19 protein-coding genes are annotated in these 22,429 nt (G+C 67.8%); 9 read left to right on the forward strand and 10 right to left on the reverse strand.

Annotation, left to right across the window (positions count from 1 at the left end):
• Positions 1–68: 68 nt before the first annotated feature.
• Together HN013_RS08430 and HN013_RS08435 are read right to left on the reverse strand one after the other, a co-directional pair.
• Positions 69–1,151 carry an inositol-3-phosphate synthase gene (locus HN013_RS08430; protein WP_171164699.1) on the reverse strand — a complete coding sequence of 361 codons (1,083 nt, stop codon included), beginning with the start codon at positions 1,149–1,151 and terminating at the stop codon, positions 69–71.
• Between the two features lie 49 nt (positions 1,152–1,200).
• On the reverse strand, positions 1,201–1,794 hold the full coding sequence (locus HN013_RS08435; RefSeq protein WP_171164700.1) for a PadR family transcriptional regulator: 594 nt from the start codon (positions 1,792–1,794) through the stop codon (positions 1,201–1,203).
• Between the two features lie 385 nt (positions 1,795–2,179).
• On the opposite strand from HN013_RS08435, the gene HN013_RS08440 reads away from it, so the two are divergent.
• Both HN013_RS08440 and HN013_RS08445 read left to right on the forward strand, forming a co-directional pair.
• Positions 2,180–4,840 carry a transglycosylase domain-containing protein gene (locus HN013_RS08440; protein ID WP_171164702.1) on the forward strand — a complete coding sequence of 887 codons (2,661 nt, stop codon included), beginning with the start codon at positions 2,180–2,182 and terminating at the stop codon, positions 4,838–4,840.
• 144 nt (positions 4,841–4,984) lie between these two features.
• Positions 4,985–6,475 (forward strand): glycosyltransferase family 87 protein, encoded by a 1,491-nt coding sequence (locus tag HN013_RS08445; RefSeq protein WP_171164704.1) that lies wholly within the window; start codon positions 4,985–4,987, stop codon positions 6,473–6,475.
• A gap of 33 nt (positions 6,476–6,508) precedes the next feature.
• On the opposite strand, the gene HN013_RS08450 is transcribed toward HN013_RS08445, so the two are convergent.
• The 3 genes from HN013_RS08450 to HN013_RS08460 all read right to left on the reverse strand — a co-directional run bounded on the left by HN013_RS08450 (position 6,509) and on the right by HN013_RS08460 (position 9,156).
• Entirely contained in the window at positions 6,509–7,540 is a 1,032-nt protein-coding gene (locus HN013_RS08450) for an alanine racemase (protein WP_171164706.1), read from the reverse strand.
• 57 nt (positions 7,541–7,597) lie between these two features.
• Positions 7,598–8,716, reverse strand: coding sequence for a peptidoglycan bridge formation glycyltransferase FemA/FemB family protein (locus tag HN013_RS08455; RefSeq protein WP_171164715.1), 1,119 nt, complete (start codon positions 8,714–8,716; stop codon positions 7,598–7,600).
• A 101-nt stretch (positions 8,717–8,817) separates the two neighbouring features.
• A complete protein-coding gene (locus HN013_RS08460) occupies positions 8,818–9,156 on the reverse strand; it encodes a hypothetical protein (RefSeq protein ID WP_171164718.1) in 339 nt (112 codons plus the stop codon).
• Positions 9,157–9,459: 303 nt separating this feature from the next.
• Here HN013_RS08460 and rpsF point away from each other — a divergent pair, with 303 nt between their 5' ends.
• The 4 genes from rpsF to rplI all read left to right on the forward strand — a co-directional run bounded on the left by rpsF (position 9,460) and on the right by rplI (position 11,202).
• A complete protein-coding gene (gene rpsF, locus HN013_RS08465) occupies positions 9,460–9,750 on the forward strand; it encodes a 30S ribosomal protein S6 (RefSeq protein WP_004950685.1) in 291 nt (96 codons plus the stop codon).
• 81 nt (positions 9,751–9,831) lie between these two features.
• A complete protein-coding gene (locus tag HN013_RS08470; RefSeq protein WP_171164720.1) occupies positions 9,832–10,419 on the forward strand; it encodes a single-stranded DNA-binding protein in 588 nt (195 codons plus the stop codon).
• Positions 10,420–10,500: 81 nt separating this feature from the next.
• Positions 10,501–10,737, forward strand: a complete 237-nt coding sequence (gene rpsR, locus HN013_RS08475) for a 30S ribosomal protein S18 (protein ID WP_004950692.1) — start codon at positions 10,501–10,503, stop codon at positions 10,735–10,737.
• A gap of 18 nt (positions 10,738–10,755) precedes the next feature.
• Positions 10,756–11,202, forward strand: coding sequence for a 50S ribosomal protein L9 (gene rplI, locus HN013_RS08480; RefSeq protein ID WP_171164722.1), 447 nt, complete (start codon positions 10,756–10,758; stop codon positions 11,200–11,202).
• 210 nt (positions 11,203–11,412) lie between these two features.
• Here rplI and HN013_RS08485 read toward each other — a convergent pair whose 3' ends face one another.
• A complete protein-coding gene (locus tag HN013_RS08485) occupies positions 11,413–12,753 on the reverse strand; it encodes an MATE family efflux transporter (RefSeq protein WP_171164724.1) in 1,341 nt (446 codons plus the stop codon).
• Between the two features lie 522 nt (positions 12,754–13,275).
• Between HN013_RS08485 and dnaB the strand changes: the two genes are divergently transcribed.
• Positions 13,276–15,972 (forward strand): replicative DNA helicase, encoded by a 2,697-nt coding sequence (gene dnaB / locus HN013_RS08490; RefSeq protein ID WP_212764134.1) that lies wholly within the window; start codon positions 13,276–13,278, stop codon positions 15,970–15,972.
• An 811-nt stretch (positions 15,973–16,783) separates the two neighbouring features.
• On the opposite strand, the gene HN013_RS08495 is transcribed toward dnaB, so the two are convergent.
• Entirely contained in the window at positions 16,784–17,155 is a 372-nt protein-coding gene (locus HN013_RS08495) for a MerR family transcriptional regulator (protein WP_171164726.1), read from the reverse strand.
• Positions 17,156–17,247: 92 nt separating this feature from the next.
• Between HN013_RS08495 and HN013_RS08500 the strand changes: the two genes are divergently transcribed.
• Positions 17,248–18,453 carry an MFS transporter gene (locus HN013_RS08500; RefSeq protein ID WP_171164728.1) on the forward strand — a complete coding sequence of 402 codons (1,206 nt, stop codon included), beginning with the start codon at positions 17,248–17,250 and terminating at the stop codon, positions 18,451–18,453.
• A gap of 1,358 nt (positions 18,454–19,811) precedes the next feature.
• On the opposite strand, the gene HN013_RS32830 is transcribed toward HN013_RS08500, so the two are convergent.
• Together HN013_RS32830 and HN013_RS08510 are read right to left on the reverse strand one after the other, a co-directional pair.
• Positions 19,812–20,171, reverse strand: coding sequence for a hypothetical protein (locus HN013_RS32830; protein ID WP_249374835.1), 360 nt, complete (start codon positions 20,169–20,171; stop codon positions 19,812–19,814).
• Between the two features lie 342 nt (positions 20,172–20,513).
• Positions 20,514–21,158, reverse strand: coding sequence for a hypothetical protein (locus HN013_RS08510; protein WP_171164730.1), 645 nt, complete (start codon positions 21,156–21,158; stop codon positions 20,514–20,516).
• Positions 21,159–21,351: 193 nt separating this feature from the next.
• Here HN013_RS08510 and HN013_RS08515 point away from each other — a divergent pair, with 193 nt between their 5' ends.
• Entirely contained in the window at positions 21,352–21,705 is a 354-nt protein-coding gene (locus HN013_RS08515) for a VOC family protein (protein ID WP_171164732.1), read from the forward strand.
• Between the two features lie 9 nt (positions 21,706–21,714).
• On the opposite strand, the gene def is transcribed toward HN013_RS08515, so the two are convergent.
• Complete coding sequence (gene def, locus HN013_RS08520) at positions 21,715–22,377, reverse strand: peptide deformylase (RefSeq protein ID WP_171164734.1); 663 nt, start codon at positions 22,375–22,377, stop codon at positions 21,715–21,717.
• Positions 22,378–22,429: the final 52 nt, after the last annotated feature.

Consider the following 22,429-nt stretch of genomic DNA (forward strand, 5'->3'; position numbering starts at 1 on the left):
GCGCACAGCCTCACACATGGGGCAGGCCCTCGGGGGGATTCCCTCCGAGGGCCTGTGTGGTGCGGACGTCAGCGCTCGACGTCGCCCTTGATGAACTTCTCGACGTTGTCGCGCGCCTCGTCGTCGAAGTACTGCACCGGCGGCGACTTCATGAAGTACGAGGAGGCGGACAGGATCGGGCCGCCGATGCCGCGGTCCTTGGCGATCTTCGCGGCGCGGAGCGCGTCGATGATGACTCCGGCGGAGTTCGGGGAGTCCCAGACCTCCAGCTTGTACTCCAGGTTCAGCGGGACGTCACCGAAGGCGCGGCCCTCGAGGCGGACGTACGCCCACTTGCGGTCGTCCAGCCAGGCCACGTAGTCGGACGGGCCGATGTGGACGTTCTTCTCGCCGAGCTCGCGGTCGGGGATCTGGGAGGTGACGGCCTGCGTCTTGGAGATCTTCTTGGACTCCAGGCGCTCGCGCTCGAGCATGTTCTTGAAGTCCATGTTGCCGCCGACGTTCAGCTGCATCGTGCGGTCCAGGATGACGCCCCGGTCCTCGAACAGCTTGGCCATCACACGGTGCGTGATGGTGGCGCCCACCTGCGACTTGATGTCGTCACCGACGATCGGGACACCGGCCTCGGTGAACTTGTCGGCCCACTCCTTGGTGCCGGCGATGAAGACCGGGAGGGCGTTGACGAACGCGACCTTGGCGTCGATGGCGCACTGCGCGTAGAACTTGGCGGCGGCCTCGGAGCCGACCGGCAGGTAGCAGACGAGGACGTCGACCTGACGGTCCTTGAGGATCTGGACCACGTCGACCGGGGCCTCGGGGGACTCCTCGATGGTCTCGCGGTAGTACTTGCCGAGGCCGTCCAGGGTGTGGCCGCGCTGCACGGTGACGCCGGAGGCGGGCACGTCGCAGATCTTGATCGTGTTGTTCTCGCTGGCGCCGATGGCGTCCGCGAGGTCGAGACCGACCTTCTTGGCGTCCACGTCGAAAGCGGCCACGAACTCGATGTCCCGCACGTGGTAGTCGCCGAACTGCACGTGCATCAGACCCGGCACGCGACCGTTCGGGTCGGCGTCCTTGTAGTACTCGACGCCCTGCACCAGCGAGGCGGCGCAGTTGCCCACGCCGACGATGGCTACGCGAACCGAACCCATTCCGGTTGCTCCCTGTTCGTTCTCGACGAAGCCCTGCTGTGTGCAGGGCTCACTGGTCCGGACCGGTGCGTTTGTCACGCCCGGCCCGCTCGCTCTCGATCAGCTCGTTCAGCCAGCGCACCTCGCGTTCCACGGATTCCATCCCGTGGCGCTGGAGTTCGAGGGTGTAGCTGTCCAGTCGCTCGCGCTCCCGGGAGCGGGCCAGGGAAGCGCGCATCTTCTCCAGACGCTCCTCCAGCCGGCTGCGGCGCCCTTCCAGGACCCGCATCCGTACGTCCCGCGAGGTCTGTCCGAAGAACGCGAAGCGGGCGGCGAAGTGCTCGTCCTCCCATGTGTCCGGACCGGTGTGCGCGAGCAATTCCTCGAAGTGCTCTTTGCCCTCTGCCGTCAGCCGGTAGACGATCTTCGCCCGCCGTCCGGCCAGGGACGCCGCTTTCGCGTCGTCGGGAGCACTCCCGGGCTCCTCCACCAGCCAGCCGTTGGCCACCAGGGCCTTCAGGCAGGGGTAGAGAGTGCCGTAGCTGAACGCCCTGAACACCCCGAGCGAGGTGTTCAGTCGTTTGCGCAGCTCGTAGCCGTGCATCGGGGACTCGCGTAGCAGGCCGAGGACGGCGAACTCGAGGATGCCGGAGCGTCTGCTCATGTTTCGCCTCCTTGTCCCCCACAGCCTAGTCCTTTGCTCCCGCGTCTTTACTGGTCCCTTATGCCGAGCTGATGTATCGACTCGATACATCCAGACGATAGAGCGAGCGTCCTGAGTCGACAAGAGGAGGAACGGTGAACGAGGTCACATCACCGGTTCGTGGGACACGGGCGGCCTGAATTGGAGTGAACATCCCCAGTAGTCGGGATTTGACCGTGCGTACTCTGTGCGCCATGCAGACCACCGGGAACCGGGTGACACCCTTCGGCGTCCTCGTCCCGGATGCAGTGCGCCCGGCCGTTCAGGGGGCCGGTTCGCACCGGGGGGAACGCAAGCCACCTGCCGCTTCCAGGCGATAGCGCCTGCCCGAGGAAGTAGTCGTTCGATGAGCGAGCATCGCCGTAAGCCGCCCCAGCCGCAGGGCGGCGGACGAGCCGCGGCCCGGCGGGCGGCGCAGCAGCCGCCGCCCGGCCGCCGCGCCGCACCACGTAGCGGTCCCGCCCTGCCCGGCCGGAGCCGGGCCGAGGAACCCCGGTACGGGGGCCGGGCCGAAGCCCGGCGCGCGGACCGGCGCGGCGGTGGGGGTGGAGGCCGCAGACGCCCTCCCGGCCCCGGAGCCGGGGGCGCGGGCCGCTCCCGGCGGGAGGGCGGGCGGCCGGGCAGGAAGCGGTTGGTCGACTATCCGCGGGCGGGCCGGGACGGCTGGCGGCGCTGGGTCCCGTCCTGGCGGCTGGTCGCGGGCGCCTTCGCGTCGTTCACCGGGCTGATCGTTGGCACGGTGGGCGTGGCTCTGGCCGTGGTGCAGGTGCCGAGCGCCCAGCTGGCCTCGAAGGTGCAGAAGAACGTCTACTACTGGTCCGACGGCAAGCAGATGGTCGTCGCCGGCGGTGGCAGTCTCAACCGGCAGATCGTGCCGATCTCCCAGATCCCCAAGTCGATGCAGAACGCGGTGATCTCGGCCGAGAACGCCAGCTTCTACAAGGACTGGGGCGTCGACCCGATGGGCATCGCCCGGGCGGTCGTGAAGATGGCACAGGGCGGCGAGACGCAGAGCGGTTCGACGATCACCCAGCAGTTCGTCAAGAACACCTATCTGAGCCAGGAGCAGACGCTCAAGCGCAAGGCCACCGAGCTGCTGATCTCGGTCAAGGTGGGTGCCACCCAGGACAAGCACGACATCCTCGCCGGTTACCTCAACACCGCCTACTACGGCCGGGGGGCCTACGGGATCCAGGCCGCGGCGCGCGCCTACTACGACAAGGACTGCTCGGACCTGACGCCGAGCGAGAGCGCCTATCTGGCGGCGACGCTGAACGGGCCGAACCTGTACGACCCGTACGGGGGCCAGGGGCCGGCCGCGACGCCGGAGAAGAACACCAAGCGGGCCATGGACCGGTGGAAGTGGACGCTGGACCGTGAGGTGCAGGTGGGCCACATGGAGCCGGCCGAGCGGGACAAGTGGGTCGGCCAGGGCTTCCCGCAGCCGCAGAAGCCGAAGCCCGCCACCAACCGCGCCGGTCAGATCGGCTACCTCACGGACCTCGCCGACAACTACATCACCGCCCATTCCACGATCAGCAAGGGTGAGTTGGACAAGGGCGGCTATCAGATCTACACCACCTTCAACCGGAAAAAGATCAACGCCCTGTCGAAGTCGGTCGAGGCCGTGCGCAAGGCGAACCTGAAGCCCGATATGCGGGACGTCGACAAGTACGTGCAGTTCGGCGGGGCCTCGGTCGAACCGGGCACCGGGAGGATCGTCGCCATCTACGGCGGCGAGAACGCCCTCACCCACTTCACCAACAACGCCGACTACACCGGCGTCCAGGTGGGGTCGACGTTCAAGCCGTTCGTCCTGGCCGCGGCCATGACCCACGGCAAGCGGAATCCCACCCTCGGGGCGCAGCAGAGCGACACCCAGCGCACGCTCGTCTCGCCGGAGAGCATCTACAACGGCGACAACAAGCTGACCCTGCGGATGTACAACGGATCCGTCTGGCACGACCAGGACGGCGGGGAATGGCACCAGAAGAACGACGGTGACGAGGACAAGGGCCTCATCAGCCTCCGCACGGCCATGCAGTTCTCCGTGAACACCCCCTACATCCAGCTCGGCATGGACGTCGGCACGGACCTCGTCCGGGAGGCGGCCCTGGCCGCCGGGCTGGACAAGGAGCAGCTCGCCTCGATCACGCCGACCTTCTCCCTGGGCACCTCCGCGCCCAGCGCGATCCGGCTCGCGGGTGCCTACGCGACCTTCGCGGACAGCGGCCGGCAGATCGACCCGTACTCGGTCGAGAAGGTGGAGAAGAACGGCAAGCCGGCGTTCCGCCACGAGAAGCGGAGCACCCAGGCGTTCAGCGCCAATGTCGCGAACAACGTCACCGACGTGCTGAAGACGGTTGTCGAGGCGGGCACCGGTACGGCGGCGAAGCTCGGCGCCCGGCCGGTGGCCGGGAAGACGGGTACGACGGACGGGAACCGCTCGGCGTGGTTCGCGGGCTATACGCCGCAGCTCTCCACGGCCATCGGCATGTACCGCGTCAATCCCAACGCCAAGAACCAGGAGTTCCTGTCGATGCGGGGAGTGGGCGGGAAGCCCACGATCCACGGCGCGTCGTTCCCGGCGGAGATCTGGTCCGACTACATGGGCAAGGCCCTCAAGGGCACTCCGGTGCGGCAGTTCGACCCGCCGCAGCCCATCGGGGAGAAGATCTTCGGCGACGGCGCCAGCCCCTCCCCCGTCCCGGCGCCCTCGGCGTCGCCCTCCGCCTCTCCCTCGGAGTCCGCGGTCCCGTCGCCGTCGGCGCCTCCGTCCCCGTCGCCGAAGCCCAGCAAGTCCTGCGGGCTGCTGGACGCGCACTGCCGGCTCGGTGACCACGGGCACAAGGACGGCGACGGCGGACCGGGCGGCGGTCCGGAGGGCACCACGGGAGGTGAACCCGGCGGGCCCGGCGGCCAGGACGGGGACACCGGTGACGACCAGGGGCCGCCGGGCCAGAACCGGCGCCAGGGCGGCGGCCTCTTCGGCGGACCGTTCGGCTGAGCACAGGGCGCGGTGACGCGTCCGTCGGCCTCGGGGCCCTCCCGTTCACCCGGGAGGGCCCCCGGTTTTTCCACAAGCGCCGCCTTGTCCACAGCATGTCCCCGGGTTCGGGCGGGCCCCCGGCCCGTACGGCAGGATGGGCGCATGAGGAGCGTGCGGGACGGCCGACTGGTGCGGCCCACCCAGGAGGACAAGGTGGCCGCGGCCGGCAGCGAGCTCGTCGGCGGCCCGGCCGGGCGGCGTGCGCTGCCCGGCGGGTGGCGCACGCCGGTGCGGGTGATCGTGCTGGTGATGATCGGGATGTTCGCACTGGGCATGGTGCAGAAGCTCCCGTGCTACAACCACGGCTGGTTCTTCGGTGCCACGACCCAGTACACGCACGCCTGCTACTCCGACATCCCGCACCTGTTCGCGGGACGCGGCTTCGACCAGGGCCTCATCCCGTACCTGGACGAGATCCCGCGCTCCGCGGGGGACATGGACTACCTGGAGTATCCGGTCCTCACCGGGCTCTTCATGGAGGTCGCCGCCCTGCTGACACCTGGCGGCAGTTCGAAGCACGAGGCGCAGCTCTACTGGTTCGTGAACGCGGGGATGCTGCTCGTCTGCGCCGTCGTGATCGCGTACTGCACGGCCAGGACGCACCGGCGACGGCCCTGGGACGGACTGCTGGTCGCTCTCGCCCCCGCCTTCGCGCTGACGGCCACCATCAACTGGGACCTGTTCGCGGTGGCGCTGACCGCCGGCGCGATGCTCGCCTGGTCCCGGGGCCGGGCCGGGACGGCGGGGCTGCTCATCGGTCTGGCGGCGGCGGCCAAGTTGTATCCGGTGCTGCTGCTGTGGCCGCTGTTCCTCCTGTGCTGGCGGGCCGGGCGGTGGAAGGAGTTCAGGACCTCGGTGTCCGCGGCCGTCATCGCCTGGCTGGTGGTGAACGTCCCGCTGATGCTGGTGATCGACGGGCCGACCGCCCCCATCAGGACCGGCTGGGCGAAGTTCTACACCTTCAGCCAGGAACGCCCGGTCGACTACGGGTCGCTCTGGCTGCTCGTCTCCCAGCGCACGGGGGACCCGCTGGAGGACGTCAACACCTATGCGACGGTGCTGATGGCCTTGGGCGCGCTGGCCCTGGGCGCCCTCTGCCTGTACGCGCCGCGGCGCCCGCGCTTCGCCCAGCTGGTCTTCCTCGTGGTGGCGCTGTTCGTCCTCACCAACAAGGTCTATTCGCCGCAGTACGTGCTGTGGCTGATCCCGCTGGTGGTGCTCGCCCGGCCGAAGTGGCGGGACTTCCTGATCTGGCAGACCTGCGAGGTGCTGTACTTCCTCGCCATCTGGTTCCACCTGGCGTACACGGGCGACGGCGACAAGCACCAGGGGCTGCCGCCGGAGGGCTACCAGCTGGCGATCGTGCTGCACCTGCTGGGGACGCTGTACCTGTGCGTGATGGTGGTGCGCGACGTCCTCAGGCCCGACCGCGACGTCATACGGCGGGACGGTTCGGACGACCCGTCCGGTGGAGTGCTGGACGGAGCGCCGGACGCGTTCGTCCTCGGCACGGCACGCGGGGCCGGTCGGACCGAGGAACGTCCGGAGGCCATGCGGGTCCAATGGGGCACCGGGAGCGGCGGCACGGCCTAGCCGCCGCTCCGGGCCGGTCACCACGGGGGTGGATCAGTGATCGAGCAACCGGTCGAACTGGGTGGTGGTGTGCCGCAGATGGGCCACCAGCTCGTCGCCGACCTGCGGGGCGGGGGCGTCGTTCGGCACGAAGAGGATCGAGACCTGCATATGCGGGGGCTCCGCGAACCAGCGCTGCTTGCCCGCCCAGACGAAGGGCGAGAGGTTGCGGTTCATGGTCGCCAGGCCCGCGCGGGCGACGCCCTTGGCCCGCGGCATCATCCCGTGCAGCGCCTTGGGCGCCTCCAGGCCGACGCCGTGCGAGGTGCCGCCGGCCACGACGACGAGGTAGCCGTCACCGGCCGTCTTCTGCTGGCGGTAGCCGAAGCGGTCGCCCTTGGAGACGCGCGTGACGTCCAGGACCGCCCCGCGGTACTGGGTGGCGTCGTGGTCGCCGAGCCACAGCCGGGTGCCGATACGGGCCCGGAAGCGGGTCTGCGGGTACATCTGCTGGAGCCGGGCCAGGTCGTCGGACTTCAGGTGGCTGACGAACATGGTGTGCAGCGGCAGGTGGGCGGCGCGCAGCCGCTCCATCCACGCGGAGACCTCGTCGACGCCGGTCGTGCCGTCGGCGCGGTCCAGGGGCAGGTGTATCGCGAAGCCCTCCAGGCGCACGTCCTCGATGGCGGCGTGCAGCTTGGGCAGGTCCTCCTCGCTGATGCCGTGCCGCTTCATGCTGCTCATGACCTCGATGACGACGCGCGCGCCGACCAGGCCGCGCACCCCCTCGACCGAGGAGACCGAGCGGATGGCCCGGTCGGGCAGCGGCACCGGCTCCTCGCCGAGCCGGAAGGGGGTGAGCACCAGCAGGTCACCGCCGAAGAGGTCCTTGGCCCGGGCCGCCTCGTAGGTGGTGCCCACGGCGAGGATGTCGGTCCCGAAGCGGGTGACCTCCTCGGCGAGGCGTTCGTGGCCGAAGCCGTAGCCGTTGCCCTTGCAGACCGGGACGATGCCCGGGAACTGCTGGAGGACGGACTGCTGGTGTGCCCGCCAGCGCTGGGTGTCGACGTAGAGCGTGAGCGCCATGGCCGGTCCCGGAACCTTTCCCTGAGTGTGGATGGAGCTGTTGGATCAACGTCTGGATCAGCGGCGCGACATATAGATGTCGAGGGCCTTGTGCAGCAGCTTGTTGAGCGGGAAGTCCCACTCGCCGAGGTACTCGGCCGCCTGCCCGCCCGTGCCGACCTTGAACTGGATGAGGCCGAAGAGGTGGTCGCTCTCGTCCAGCGAGTCGCCGATGCCGCGGAGGTCGTAGACGCTGGCGCCGAGCGCGTAGGCGTCGCGCAGCATCCGCCACTGCATGGCGTTGGACGGCCGGACCTCGCGCTTGTGGTTGGCGGAGGCGCCGTAGGAGTACCAGACGTGCCCGCCGACGATCAGCATCGTCGCCGCGGCCACGGCCTCGCCCTCGTGGATGGCGAAGTACAGCCGCATGCGGTTGGGGTCCTCGGTGTTGAGGGCGGTCCACATGCGCTGGAAGTAACTCAGGGGACGCGGGCGGAACTTGTCGCGCTCCGCGGTGATCTCGTAGAGGTGCTGCCAGGTGGGGAGGTCCTCGTAGCCGCCCTGGACGACCTCGACACCGGCCTTCTCGGCCTTCTTGATGTTGCGGCGCCACAGCTGGTTGAAGCCCTTGTGGACGTCCTCCAGGGAACGGTTCTCCAGCGGCACCTGGAAGACGTAGCGCGGCTGGACGTCGCCGAAGCCGGCTCCCTCCTCCTCGCCCTGCTGCCAGCCCATGCGGCGGAGCTTGTCGGAGACCTCGAAGGCGCGCGGCTCGATGAACGTGGGCTCGACGTCGCGCAGGCGCTTGGCGTCCGGGTCGGCGATGCCGGCCTTGATCGCGTTGGCGTCCCAGCGGCGGATCACCACGGGCGGGCCCATCTTCACCGAGAACGCGCCCTGCTTCTTGAGGTGCGCCAGCATCGGCTGGAGCCAGTCCTCCAGGTTCGGGGCGTACCAGTTGATCACCGGGCCCTCGGGGAGGTAGGCCAGGTAGCGCTTGATCTTCGGCAGCTGGCGGTAGAGCACGAGACCCGCGCCGACCATCTGACCCGTCTTGTCGAACCAGCCCAGGCTCTCCGAGCGCCACTCGGACTTCACGTCCGCCCAGGCCGGCACCTGCATGTGACTGGCAGCGCGCAGGCTCTGGATATATGCCAGATGCTGCTGTCGGCTGATGGTCCTCAGGGTCAGGCTCATGCGGGGCGCTCCTCGGCAGGTGTGTCCCCAGGGTCGGGGCTCCGGCTCTCGCGCCGAAGCCTACTGCGACCGGGGAGCGCCCCGTTTGGGCGTACGGTCCGCTATCCGATCACACCTCCGAAGAGACCGCCGTGGGCCATGCCCAGGAAGAAGCCGATGGAGGCGGCGCCCAGGCCGATGATCAGCAGGAACCGCTCGCCCGTCGTGGCGGAGACGAACTGGCCCCAGGCCCCGGTGAGGATGCCCACCAGGCCGCTCCACGAGCTGAGCAGGTGCAGGTTGTCGAAGGCCGAGGAGATGAAGGCCAGCAGGCCCAGCACGACCGTCACCGCGACCAGGGTGTTCTCCCGGGGATGCGGCTTGCCGTCACTGTTGAGCACCGAGTTGATCAGTGCTCGGGGATTCCTCGGCGAGGGAGTCCGCCGGACTGCCTGTGTCATGGGGCTACCTCCTGAAGGCAGGCGGCGCCGTGTAGCGCCGGTCACACCCGATGCGTCCAGGGTGCGGGCCCCGGCGGCCGGATTTCAACCGGACGCCGTGGAGCGGGTACTCTGGACGGTCTGCATCGGTATCTGCCCAGACCCGGCTTCGGTCCCGGGGGCGACCCAGGGACTTCCCGCTGATCGTCTGAGCTGTTGGCATCGGCCTCAGTGTCAGTGTCAGCCGATACCGTTGTTCACGCATCACGACCCTCCTGCCACGGATCGACCGTGGCCGCTGAGTCCAAAGGAGGTGGGTTCCACATGCGTCACTACGAGGTGATGGTCATCCTCGACCCCGATCTGGAGGAGCGCGCTGTCTCTCCCCTGATCGAGAACTTCCTCTCCGTCGTCCGTGAGGGCAACGGAAAGGTCGAGAAGGTCGACACCTGGGGCCGTCGTCGTCTCGCTTACGAGATCAAGAAGAAGCCCGAGGGCATCTACTCGGTCATCGACCTGCAGGCCGAGCCTGCGGTCGTCAAGGAGCTCGACCGCCAGATGAACCTGAACGAGTCGGTCCTCCGGACCAAGGTCCTCCGTCCCGAGACCCACTGAACCCCCTCGGTTCAGAGGTAATCGGGCTGTATCGCAACGAGTAGCAAGCAGCCAGCAGCACACCCGCCGAGAGGTTCACCCATGGCAGGCGAGACCGTCATCACGGTCGTCGGCAATCTCGTCGACGACCCCGAGCTGCGCTTCACCCCGTCCGGTGCGGCGGTCGCGAAGTTCCGTGTCGCGTCCACTCCCCGCACCTTCGACCGCCAGACCAACGAATGGAAGGACGGCGAAAGCCTCTTCCTGACGTGCTCGGTGTGGCGGCAGGCGGCGGAGAACGTCGCCGAGTCGCTCCAGCGCGGCATGCGCGTCATCGTGCAGGGCCGGCTGAAGCAGCGGTCCTACGAGGACCGCGAGGGCGTCAAGCGCACGGTCTACGAGCTCGACGTCGAAGAGGTCGGCGCCAGCCTGAAGAACGCGACGGCGAAGGTCACCAAGACCACCGGTCGCGGTGGCCAGGGTGGCTATGGCGGCGGCAACGGCGGCGGCCAGGGCGGCGGCTGGGGCTCCGGTCCCAGCGCTCCGCAGGGCGGCGGCGGGGCTCCCGCCGACGACCCCTGGGCGACCGGCGCTCCGTCCGGCGGCCAGCAGGGCGGCGGCGGAGGTGGCTGGGGCGGCGGCTCCGGCAACTCCGGCGGCGGTGGCTACTCCGACGAACCGCCCTTCTAGGCCCTCCGGGGCCCGGGCCGTCCCCGCGGCGGCCCGAAGGGCGACAGCACAAAAACTTCTTGATCACACTGGAGAGAGACAATGGCTAAGCCGCCTCCGCGCAAGCCTAAGAAGAAGGTCTGCGCTTTCTGCAAGGACAAGACCGCTTACGTGGACTACAAGGACACGAACATGCTGCGGAAGTTCATTTCCGACCGCGGCAAGATCCGTGCCCGTCGCGTGACCGGCAACTGCACCCAGCACCAGCGTGACGTCGCCACGGCCGTGAAGAACAGCCGTGAGATGGCGCTGCTGCCCTACACCTCGTCCGCGCGATAAGGGAAGGGTGACCAAGCAATGAAGATCATCCTCACCCACGAGGTCTCCGGCCTCGGCACCGCCGGCGACGTCGTGGACGTCAAGGACGGCTACGCCCGCAACTACCTGGTCCCGCGCGGTTTCGCGATCCGCTGGACCAAGGGTGGCGAGAAGGACGTCGCTCAGATCCGCCGCGCTCGCAAGATCCGCGAGATCGCCACGATCGAGCAGGCCAACGAGGTCAAGGGTCAGCTGGAGGGTGTCAAGGTCCGCCTGGCCACCCGCGCCGGCGAGGCCGGCCGTCTGTTCGGCTCCGTGACCCCCGCCGACATCGCTGCCGCGATCAAGGCTTCGGGCGGTCCCGAGGTGGACAAGCGCCGTGTCGAGGTGGGCTCGCCCATCAAGACCCTCGGTGCCCACCAGGTGTCCGTGCGCCTGCACGCCGACGTCGTCGCCAAGCTCGGCGTCGAGGTCATCGCCGCGTAAGCGGAACGCCACGCCCGTGCGGTGTGGCGTGAGGAAGGGCCGTGCCTCTCGGGGTGCGGTCCTTCCTCCGTTCCAGGGACCTTTCTGAACGGCTCTGAACGGCTCCGAACGGCGTCTCTGAGGGGCGTCCCTGTGGGGCGGTCCCTGGGTAGGGCGGCGTCCCTGGGCAGGGCGTCTCTGTAGGGCGTCAGCTCCGAACCGGGTAGGGCGTCAGCCCCGGACCGCCCCGGTGACGATCCAGCGACCGGACCGTACGCGCAGCCACAGGGTCACCAGCCGCGCCGTCATCATCACGGTCATCGCCCCCCACAGCGCCGTGAGCCCGCCGCCCAGGGTCGGGACGAGCAGGGCGAGGGGCGCGAAGACCGCGAGCACCGCCAGCATCGCCCAGGCGAGGTAGGGGCCGTCCCCCGCGCCCATCAGCACGCCGTCCAGGACGAAGACGACCCCGGCCACCGGCTGGCTGATCGCGGCGACCAGCAGGGCGGGCACCAGGAGGTCCCGTACGTCCGCGTCCGAGGTGAACAGCGGCGTGAACAGCGGCTGGGAGAGCACCACCAGGCCCCCCAGCACCACGCCCGTGACGATGCCCCACTGCACCATGCGGCGGCAGACAGCACGCGCTTCGTCGGCGTCGTCGGCGCCCAGGTAGCGGCCGATGATGGACTGGCCGGCGATCGCGATGGCGTCGAGGGCGAAGGCCAGCAGGTTCCACAGGGACGTCACTATCTGGTTAGCGGCCACTTCCTGGTCCCCCAGCCGGGCCGCGACCGCGATCGAGATCATCATCACGGCGCGCAGCGCGAGCGTACGGACCAGCAGCGGTACGCCGGCCTGGGCGCAGGCCCGGATGCCCGCGGCGTCCGGGCGCAGCGACGCGCCGTGCCGCCGGGCGCCCCGGACGACGACGGTGAGGTAGGCGGCGGCCATGGCGGCCTGGGCCGCGACGGTGCCCCAGGCCGAGCCGGCGATGCCCCAGCCGGCCCCGTAGACGAACGCGAGGTTGAGCGCCGCGTTGGCGGCGAAGCCCGCGACGGCCACGTAGAGCGGGGTCCTGGAGTTCTGGAGGCCGCGCAGGACGCCGGTGGCGGCGAGTACGGCCAGCATGGCGGGGATGCCCAGGGCGCTGATGCGCAGGTAGGTGGTGGCGTGCGGGGCGGCCTCGGGGGAGGCGCCGAAGAGGTCGACGAGGGCAGGGGCGCCGGCCAGGACCGCGAGGGCGACGGCGGAGCCGAGCAGCAGGGCGAGCCAGATGCCGTCCATGCCCTGCCGGATGGCGGCCGGTAGGTCGCCGGCGCCCACGCGCCGGGAGACGGCGGCGGTGGTGGCGTAGGCGAGGAAGACGAAGACGCCGACGGCGGTGGTGAGGAGGGGGCCGGCCACGCCGAGACCGGCGAGCTGGGCCGTGCCGAGGTGGCCGACGATGGCGGTGTCGACCATCAGGAAGAGGGGTTCGGCGACCAGTGCGCCGAAGGCCGGCACGGCCAGGGCGAGTATCTCGCGGTCGTGCCGCCGGGAAGTGCGCGGCTCGCGCGCGAGTGCTTCGCTCACACGTGCTATTCAATCTTCCACAGGTAATAAGTGCAAGGGCCATGTGATGCTTACCTGTGTCGGCGAGGTGTGATCTTCTCTGCGCCGTTTGTCGCGATCCGGCCCCCCGGGAAAAACTTTTTCTCCTCAACAGCCGGTGGATCGTAAAAGTGCAGGTCAGACTGGGTGCTCAAGGTGGGGTGAGGTTTTGTCCACAGCGGTTTCCCCCGGCTCGTGCACAGGATCGGGGGGGTTCTCCACAGGATGGGGCCGTTCATCCACACGTCCTGTGGATAACCAGATTGGCTGACGGTGCCCGCGGGCCTACCGTGGACCGGCGCCCGCCGTCCGTTTCCGTTCCGTCCCGCGCCTCCGGACACCCCGTCCGGGCTCCGCGCGGAACCTCGGAAACCGCTTCGGACTCGCCGTGCGGTAAGCGGAGTCGGGCGTCCTGTTTGTCGGAGCCGTGCCGTAAGAAAGAGGTGCGCGGCGAGGTCCGCGCCGCGGACGGGAGGAGGTGGCAGGGTGAGCGTCCACGAGCCCATGGACGGCCCATGGGGCGACGAGGGCCCCGGCGACCGCCTGCCGTTCCCCCGCTCCCGCCGGGGTGAGGGCAAGGGCCGTGGCGAGCAGCGCGACGGTGACGAGGGGGGCTCCTGGCAGGGCTCCCAGGACAGCGGCTTCGAACGCGTCCCGCCGCAGGACCTCGACGCCGAGCAGTCGGTTCTGGGCGGCATGCTGCTGTCCAAGGACGCGATCGCCGACGTCGTCGAGGTCCTCAAGGGCAACGACTTCTACCGGCCCGCCCACGAGACCGTCTACCAGGCCATCCTCGACCTCTACGCCAAGGGCGAGCCGGCCGACCCGATCACCGTGGCCGCCGAGCTCACCAAGCGCGGCGAGATCTCCCGCGTCGGTGGCGCGGCCTATCTGCACACCCTGGTCCAGACCGTCCCGACCGCCGCCAACGCCGAGTACTACGCCGAGATCGTCCACGAGCGCGCCGTCCTGCGCCGTCTGGTCGAGGCCGGTACCCGCATCACCCAGATGGGATACGCGGCCGACGGCGACGTCGACGACATCGTCAACAACGCACAGGCCGAGATCTACGCGGTCACCGAGCAGCGGACCAGCGAGGACTACCTCCCGCTGTCCGGCATCATGGAGGGCGCGCTCGACGAGATCGAGGCGATCGGCTCCCGCAGCGGCCAGATGTCCGGCGTCCCCACGGGCTTCACCGATCTCGACGCCCTGACCAACGGTCTGCACCCCGGCCAGATGATCGTCATCGCGGCCCGTCCCGCGATGGGCAAGGCGCTCGCCCTCGACACGCCCCTGCCCACTCCCACCGGGTGGACGACGATGGGCGAGGTACGGGTCGGGGAATTCCTGGTCGGCGCCGACGGAAAGCCGACGCGGGTGGTCGCCGCCACGGACGTCATGACCGACCGCCCCTGCTACGAGGTCGTGTTCGACGACGGGACGACGGTCGTCGCCGACGCGGAGCACCAGTGGCTGACCGACACCCGGGCCTCCCGCAGGTCTGCCCAGGAGCGCGGGCGTGAGCGGACGGCCTTCGCCTCGGTCAGGACGACCAAGGAGATCGCCGAGACGGTGCGCTGCGGCACCGACCGGCGGATGAATCACTCGGTGCGGAACGCGGCCGCTCTCGACCTCCCTCACCGGGAGCTCGTCGTCCCGCCGTACACGCTCGGCGCGTGGCTGGGCGACGGCCACAGCGATGCCGCGCGCATCACCACGGCAGACCCCGAGATCCTGCGTCGCGTCGCGCGGGACGGCATCCAAGTGCGACAGATCGGCGACTCGATCACCTACGCACTGAGCCATGACGTGGAGAAGCCGCAGTTGCCCGAGCGGTCCTGTGTGGTCTGCGGAACGACCTTCGTTCCGAAGGTCGCCCACGTGCGGAGTTGCGGCCAGTCGTGCGGAGGGAAGGCCCGGACGGTCTCCGAACCGGTTCCGCGGACGGTGTGCGTCGACTGCGGCGCGGTGTGCTCCTCGCCGTACGCCACGCCCCGATGCGCGCCCTGCACGCGGAGCCACGGCAGCCTGCTCGTGACGCTGCGCGCTCTCGGTGTCCTGGGTGACAAGCACATCCCCCAGGACTACCTGCGGGCCTCCGTGGAACAGCGGCGGGCGCTGCTCGCCGGTCTGCTGGACACGGATGGAACGGTCAACAGCACAGGATCCGTACAGTTCGCCGTCACGAGTGAGGCGCTCGCCGACGGCTTCTGCGAGTTGATCGCCGGCCTTGGATACCGCTACGGAAGGCACACCAGGAGCGTCGAGGGACGCTCTCCGAAGTCATCCGTCCTCCATGTCATCACCTTCACCCCCGCCGACGACGTCTTCGCTCTGGAACGCAAGCAGCGTGTGCACGACGAGCGGCGTCGACCGGCCGGTCCCAGGACTGGGCAGCGGTTCATCGCGGAGGTCCGGGAGGTGGCGAGCGTCCCCGTCCGCTGTGTTCAGGTGGACAACGCGGACCACATGTACCTGGCCACCCGGTCGATGGTCCCCACGCACAACTCGACCCTCGCCCTGGACTTCGCCCGCGCCTGCTCGATCAAGAGCAACCTGCCGAGCGTCATCTTCTCCCTCGAAATGGGCCGCAACGAGATCGCGATGCGACTCCTGTCGGCCGAGGCGCGCGTCGCCCTGCACCACATGCGCTCCGGCTCCATGACGGACGAGGACTGGACGCGCCTCGCCCGCCGTATGCCCGACGTCTCCAACGCCCCCCTCTACATCGACGACTCCCCGAACCTGTCGATGATGGAGATCCGCGCGAAGTGCCGTCGCCTCAAGCAGCGGAACGACCTGAAGCTCGTCGTCATCGACTACCTCCAGCTGATGCAGTCGGGCGGCGCCCGCCGCCCCGAGAGCCGGCAGCAGGAAGTCTCCGACATGTCCCGTAACCTCAAGCTCCTCGCCAAGGAGCTGGAGGTCCCCGTGATCGCCCTCTCCCAGCTGAACCGAGGCCCCGAGCAGCGGACGGACAAGAAGCCGATGGTCTCCGACCTCCGTGAGTCCGGCTCCATCGAGCAGGACGCCGACATGGTCATCCTGCTGCACCGCGAGGACGCCTACGAGAAGGAGTCCCCCCGTGCCGGTGAGGCCGACCTGATCGTGGCCAAGCACCGTAACGGCCCGACGGCCACGATCACAGTGGCCTTCCAGGGGCACTACTCGCGGTTCGTGGACATGGCGCAGACGTAGGGCCTCTTTTGTAGGGTCTCAAAAGCCTTGGCAGAATCTCACGGCAGTTGGCAGGTGGATGGCAGAAATGCCACTGTCGTGAGACTCGCAGTTGTCCTGTCGCACTGAAGCTGTCGGATTCTCATTGCTTCTCGTTCGCGCTGTCGGATTCTCATTGCGTCACGCGCTGAGCAGGGACGTTTGCCCCGTACATGGGGTTTGATCTCATTTCCTGGTCCGGTTCTCGCTGTACCTGTCACGGTCGTTTTCGGCAGGTACGCGGAGCCGGGGGTAGCGATGGACCTGGGTCTGGTCGATGTCGGGTGGGCTGACGGTGAGGGCGGACGGGCTGCGGAAGTTCGTGCTGGAGGCTGTGTCCCGGGTTCGGTTCGAGTCGGGGCTCCCGGTGCGGCAGTTCACGTCGTACCGCGGGCATCGCCATTGGAACCCAGGACCCCCTCTACCGGGGGCTCTGCCTCTATCGAGACCGCGACTTCCGTGAAAGCCAGGGAACTTGAGAATCCAGGGCTGCCGCCTTCTCGAACGACCTGGCATTCCGGCAGGTCAACGGCTCGTCAGCTGACAGATGCACTTCGACAGGACAGCAGTTCAGAGGCTTCACTCGTTTGGTTGGCTCGGGCGGTAGTCCGGGTCATGAAGTCTGTTTGAGACCGGGTTGTCTGAACTGTGCTTCGCCTACAGCTACTCGTTCTATGGGAACGGTGGCGGGTACGAAAGACCCGGAAGCATTTCGGGTTTCGGGAGTGTCCGGTCGCGGATGCGGAGAAGCTGACCGAGTGGCTGGCAATAGGCTCAGCAGACCCGGCATCGGTTAGGAGGCTCGGATATTGCGGCGTACGGCGTCGAGGTAGTCGGTGATGGCTTGGTGGTTCTTGGTGAGGCATTCGATTTTTTCGGCCATGCGGTCGCGTTCGTGTTCGAGCGTTGCGACCATGTCTGGCGTGACGTAGGGCATGTGGATCGTGCGGGGGGTGTTCAGGCAGGGCAGGATCTGCTTGATGATCCGTGTGGGCAGCCCTGCGTCGAGCAGGCCTCGTACCTGGAGAACCCGGTCAACGACGTACTCCTCATAGTCCCGGTATCCGTTGGGCAGTCGATTTGCCTCGATCAGTTCCTGCTCCTCGTAGTAGCGCAGCAACCTCATCGGAGTCCGGGTGCGCGTCGACAGCTCACCGATCCGCATATCCCTCTCCTCGCCCTCTGTGGCTGGCGTTGTGTGACTCAGCGGACACCGATTTGACCCTCACACTGATGTCACCCTTTGATCATAAGGCCATGACACGATCAGATACTCTGCCACCTCGCTCGATAACGAACGCCCGGCTCCCGCTGGCGGGTCTTCTGGCTTTGGCCACCACCGGGTTCATTACGCTCCTGACCGAGACGATGCCCGCCGGGGTGCTTCCCGGGATGAGCCGAGACCTGGGTGTGAGCGAGAGCACTGCCGGGCAGAGCGTCACCGTCTTCGCGATCGGGGCGATCCTCGCCGCGATCCCGCTCACCAAGGCGACGATCGGCTGGCCGCGCCGACACTTGCTGCTGGTGGCGATCGCAGGACTCGCGATCGCCAACACCGTCACCGCGCTCTCCGAGAGCTTCGCACTTACGCTAGCCGCCCGGTTCCTCGGCGGCATCGTCGGCGGGTTGCTCTGGGCGCTGTTGGCCGGGTACGCGGTACGGATGGTTCTCCCACATCAGCGCGGCAAGGCAATGGCGATCGCGATGGCGGGCGCAATCGTTGCCCTGTCCGTCGGAGTTCCTGCTGCGGCGCTTCTGGCCAAGCTCGTCGAGTGGCGATACGCGTTCGGGATCATGACCGTCCTCACGCTCGCGTTGATCGTGTGGGTCATCGCGGCGGTGCCGAGCTTCCCCGGACAGCCCAAGGGCTCACGGCTCCCGCTCACCCGTACCTTCCGCATTCCCGGCGTAGCGCCCGTGCTCCTCGTGACCCTCACGTTCGTGCTCGCCCACAGCATCCTCTACACCTACATCGCCCCGTTCCTCACGCCGCTCGGCATGGCAGGTCAAGTCGACGCCGTGCTGCTCACCTTCGGCCTGGTGTCGCTGGTGAGCATCTGGATCGCCGGAGCGCTCGTCCATCGGCACCTGCGCCTCCTCATGATCCTCGCGTGTGCGCTCTTCGCGACATGCACGCTGCTGCTCGGCATCTTCTCCGGCGCGCCTACGCTCGTCTACGCCAGCGCGGCGCTCTGGGGGCTCGCGTTCGGCGGCACCTCCACGCTGTTGCAGACCGCAGTCGCCGAAGCAGCAGGCGACGCCGGCGATGTCGCCCAAGCACTCCTCACCACCGGATGGAACGTCGGAATCGCCGGTGGTGGCATCATCGGAGGCCTCGTCCTCAGCGGATTGGATGCATCCTGGCTGAGTTGGGTCGCGCTCGCACTGCTCGTCCCTGCACTCGCCACTGTGCTCACGGCACGCAAACACGGGTTCACCAAGGGAGAACTCGGCAGCCGCTAAACCACCGCTGCCCGCGACCCAAGAAATGCCATGACTTTGAGACTGTCCTTCAGGACCCTGCGGTGAGACAACGAGCAAAACCGCAGGTCACTAAAGATCAACATGTCATCGAAACCGAGACCCTACACTTTGTGCAGGGTCTCAAATCTCGCTTCATAATCTCGGATCGAACTTCATGCGGATTGCACTTTGTGAAGTGGTCATGAGACTCGCAGGTCAGGTCGTTAACCCTTTCGGGTGATGAGGTCGGGAGCACGTTCTGCCAGGGTCTCGTTGCTGGGACTTTGGCTTGCGGCGGGCAGGTTCCCGCGATGCTGGGGGTGTTGACGGCTGGTAGGGCGGTGACCATAAGCCTGCGCCGCAGTAGCGGCCAGGTGGTGGAGGATCGTGAGTGGACTGCCACCAGCGGGCCCTGCGGGTGTGCGACGACTCCGCCGAGATGGTTTGGTCACCCATTCGTCCCTGCGATCGTTGCTGAGCGTGCCGGTCGCGGGCTTGTACTCGATGACCGTGGGTGGAGACAGCTCTGGAAGTGATGGTCGAGCACACAGACCAGTCGCGACCGTCGGGGACGTTGGTGATCGAGCGGGCCCTTACCGAACCCTGCGTTCGATGGCAGGTAGGCTGCCGAGCTTCGCACCGCTTCGCTATTATCCGCCCCGAGAAGGGGTGTTACCGATGCAATGGAGTCCCTGTAGCTCTTTGAGATCGACTTCTCCCACGCAACCATCTCGGTGAAGTGATGCCGCCTGGCCGGCTCATCGTCCCACCGGAACTGCCACGTCCCCAACGTATATTCGTACGCCTCGCCCAAATAGTTGAGAATCTCTCCCCGGATGGACACCTTTGAACGCATGGCTGCATCCAGCAGCATCGGGATTGCCGCGACGGCCTCTTCCGTGAATGCGGCGCCCTGGGGGCTGATCCTCTCTTCAAGAACACCCAGGGCTGAAACGGCTGTCCGGAAATCTGACGCACAAGCCCGTTTGATCAGTTTCTGTAGCTTCACACGGCACTCCCCAGTTTCACTCAGTCGGCGATCAGCGGTTTCTGATTACTAGGCCTATGGCAGAGAGCAGGGGTGCACAGAAGGCGCAAGGCATATCCTGCTTTGGTGATGAATCTGGCGATTTTGTCGATGGCGCGGTTGGCCGACCGCGAGACCTTCTGGAGACCTGCTTGATCTTATTGGACAGGCCGCCGATCCCCAGCAGCGAAGCCAAAAAACCGGTCAGCAGGGGAATGCTCGCCACCAGTGCCGTCTCCACCATCTTCGGGACGCCTGCCCCCCCCGTTGGCGATCGCCACCACCGCGTCCAGGACCGCGTTGACGAAGTCCGCGATCTGGGCGCCCTGGTTCAAGATGAACGAGACGATGTCGACGATTCCCTTGACCGCGCGGACGAGATGAGCTGCTGCAGGCCCGCGTCCACCGTGCGGACCAGGTTGCCCAGGAAGCCGATCGGGTCCTTGGCGATCTCCGTGATGGCGCTGGCGGCCTTGGCCAGGATGCCCATCAGGAGGTTCTTGAGGTCGTCGATCGTCTCGCCGGGCTTGGCCGCGTTCATCTTCTCCGCGTCGGCCGCCTTGCCCTGCGCCTCCTTGTCGTCGGGCGGGGCCTTCGCCGAGTCCTGGGCCGAACGGGACTCGGTGATCGCCGGCCTGTGCTGGGCCAGCTTCTGCTTCTTGGCCGCGATGACGGCGGTGACCCTGCGCATGCCTGGCGCCTGCGACGGCGGCGGCTTCACCGGGGCCGTGCAGCGACCGCATTGATATCCCCTACATGCACCGACTCATCCGCCGGCACCAAACCACCGTCCAGCACGCAGCCAAGGCTCTCGACACCGCCATTGAGGCCATCCGCTACGCCTCGACGAACGCCCCGCCCCCGCACCACCACTCACCCAGGCCGTCGCCAGAGCCACCGGCGGCATCCGCCACCAAGCCCGCCACAAACTGCCCAAGAAGACCTTCGCTCGCCTCTGCCTCGACCAGCACCGCTCCCTGAACCGGATCGCCACCCTTCCGGCATCTCCCGCCAAACGCTGACTCGAGATCCACTATCCAAGATCATGGTGGAGGGCTCGTTGCAGGGCCTCGATCCGGTTCAGAAGCTCCTGAGCCTCTCCGATATCCGCTGCGCCCACCGAGCCCGTTCCGCGGTTGGACGGGAGATGTCTCTGGTGAATGAGGAGGCGGAGGTGGTCGGCGTGGTGCCGGTGAATGATCTCCAGCAGGGAGACGTCGTAGCGCTTGATCTCGTCGTCAATGCTCATGGTCTTCCAGATGCCGAAAACGGTGGGGCGGTCGGCGCTGAGTTCGTCCAGGTGGTAGCAGATGACCCGGCCGTTGAGGGGCGTGTCCGCACCCAGGGGCAGGGCGAGCGGGACGAGCTGCGGATCGTAGGCGAAGGCCCGGCGTTCGATCCAGTCCCGGCTGTCCGGTTCCGGTGGGGGGCCGCCCTGGGACAGGGGGATGGCCAGCTGCCAGGGCTGGTTGGTGAAGTCGATGAGCAGATCCAGCGTATCCGGGTCCTTCTCGGCGAGGAGGAAGAACTCCTCGGGGAAATCGGTGCCGTAGCACTCCCGCATGACCTCGCGGGGCCCGAGCCCCGTTTCGTACAGTGCCCGCGCCAGGTGGGCCATGGAGGTGTAGTTCCCGCGCGATGCCTCCGCGCGTGCCCGGCTCACGGCGTCTTCCGTCATTGGGGGCCTCCTTGTCTCGGCCTCGGGTCATTCGTGATCTGGTTGAGGAGGGTGTGCAGCTTGTGCCAGGGTCCCTGAGGTCTCCGGATGGGCCGGGACCCCTTGTGCGAGTCCCGGATTTTGTCGCGCCGGCGACGAAATCCGTCCTTGTACAACGCGAGACAGCGCGACGTACCCGGTCTACGCTCTGCGGATGACCTTGGAATGGGAGCAGGTAATCGTTGACTCGGTGGATCCGGTGGCCTTGGGTCAGTGGTGGGCCGAGGCGCTCGGCTGGGTTGTGGTCGACTCGTCTGCCGATGAGTTCGAGATTCGTCCGGAGCCGGATCGTCTGCCGGGGTTGCTCTTCGTCCGGGTCGAGGCGGGCAAGACGGTGAAGAACCGACTGCACCTCGACTTCAGGCCGGATGACCAGGACGCCGAGGTGGCTCGTCTGTCGGCTCTTGGTGCACGGCGGGTGGACATTGGCCAGGGTGACCAGTCGTGGGTTGTCCTGGCGGATCCTGAGGACAACGAATTCTGTGTCCTCGGCCGGCGGCGTCAGTGAGTGAGGCTTCTACCGGCTCAGCCGGGCGGCCCTGAGCTCGCGTTGGGCGAAGACGTGCTCGCGGCGGTCCGCCATCTGACGCAGTGCGTCCTTGCGGTCCCGCTTGGACAGCCGGTCGAGGTAGAGGTGGCCGAGGAGGTGGTCGGTCTCGTGCTGCAGGCACCGTGCGAAGTAACCCGTTCCTTCGACGAGGAGGGGGTTGCCGTCCTTGTCGAGGCCGCGAACGACAGCACGGTCGGTACGGGGGACTTCCATGGTGGCGCCGGGCACGGAGAGGCAGCCCTCGGAGTCGTCGATGAGCCGGCGGCCGCGCGGGTCGGGCAGGTCCAGGACGGGGTTGATGATGTGGCCGACGTGCCGGACTCCGTGGTCGTCGGGGCAGTCGTAGACGAACAGCCGTAGATCGACGCCCACCTGGTTGGCGGCCAGGCCGGCGCCGTCGGCCACGTGCATCGTCAGGAACATGTCGTCGATCAGCGCCGACAGTTCGGGGGTGCCGAACTCGGTCACCTCCCGGCACGGCCGGCTCAGGATTTCCTCGCCCACCACGGTGATCCGGCGCACCGACCCTCGTGCCACCTCCGGGGGGAGGGCGGGGTACGAGTCGACGGGTCGGCCCTGTACGTGGACTCGTCGGTCCACGGGACGGGATCGGTCGTGATGGACGGCCATCGCTGTCTCCCCTTCTGCGCAAGTTCTGCGCAAGCCGCTTGCCAAGCCCTTT

Origin of the sequence: Streptomyces sp. I05A-00742 (assembly GCF_013055795.1) — a bacterium.
Taxonomy (GTDB): domain Bacteria; phylum Actinomycetota; class Actinomycetes; order Streptomycetales; family Streptomycetaceae; genus Streptomyces.

Coding starts and splice junctions, on each gene's coding strand:
- HN013_RS08450 (WP_171164706.1), bottom strand. CDS start 7,540: ATGGCGCTCACGCTCTACGTCGACACCCAGCGCTGGCGGGCACACCAG.
- HN013_RS08510 (WP_171164730.1), bottom strand. CDS start 21,158: ATGACGGAAGACGCCGTGAGCCGGGCACGCGCGGAGGCATCGCGCGGG.
- HN013_RS08500 (WP_171164728.1), top strand. CDS start 17,248: ATGACACGATCAGATACTCTGCCACCTCGCTCGATAACGAACGCCCGG.
- HN013_RS08435 (WP_171164700.1), bottom strand. CDS start 1,794: ATGAGCAGACGCTCCGGCATCCTCGAGTTCGCCGTCCTCGGCCTGCTA.
- HN013_RS08495 (WP_171164726.1), bottom strand. CDS start 17,155: ATGCGGATCGGTGAGCTGTCGACGCGCACCCGGACTCCGATGAGGTTG.
- dnaB (WP_212764134.1), top strand. CDS start 13,276: ATGGACGGCCCATGGGGCGACGAGGGCCCCGGCGACCGCCTGCCGTTC.
- HN013_RS32830 (WP_249374835.1), bottom strand. CDS start 20,171: ATGCGCAGGGTCACCGCCGTCATCGCGGCCAAGAAGCAGAAGCTGGCC.
- rplI (WP_171164722.1), top strand. CDS start 10,756: ATGAAGATCATCCTCACCCACGAGGTCTCCGGCCTCGGCACCGCCGGC.
- HN013_RS08470 (WP_171164720.1), top strand. CDS start 9,832: ATGGCAGGCGAGACCGTCATCACGGTCGTCGGCAATCTCGTCGACGAC.
- HN013_RS08445 (WP_171164704.1), top strand. CDS start 4,985: ATGAGGAGCGTGCGGGACGGCCGACTGGTGCGGCCCACCCAGGAGGAC.
- HN013_RS08430 (WP_171164699.1), bottom strand. CDS start 1,151: ATGGGTTCGGTTCGCGTAGCCATCGTCGGCGTGGGCAACTGCGCCGCC.
- rpsR (WP_004950692.1), top strand. CDS start 10,501: ATGGCTAAGCCGCCTCCGCGCAAGCCTAAGAAGAAGGTCTGCGCTTTC.
- HN013_RS08460 (WP_171164718.1), bottom strand. CDS start 9,156: ATGACACAGGCAGTCCGGCGGACTCCCTCGCCGAGGAATCCCCGAGCA.
- def (WP_171164734.1), bottom strand. CDS start 22,377: ATGGCCGTCCATCACGACCGATCCCGTCCCGTGGACCGACGAGTCCAC.
- HN013_RS08455 (WP_171164715.1), bottom strand. CDS start 8,716: ATGAGCCTGACCCTGAGGACCATCAGCCGACAGCAGCATCTGGCATAT.
- rpsF (WP_004950685.1), top strand. CDS start 9,460: ATGCGTCACTACGAGGTGATGGTCATCCTCGACCCCGATCTGGAGGAG.
- HN013_RS08440 (WP_171164702.1), top strand. CDS start 2,180: ATGAGCGAGCATCGCCGTAAGCCGCCCCAGCCGCAGGGCGGCGGACGA.
- HN013_RS08515 (WP_171164732.1), top strand. CDS start 21,352: ATGACCTTGGAATGGGAGCAGGTAATCGTTGACTCGGTGGATCCGGTG.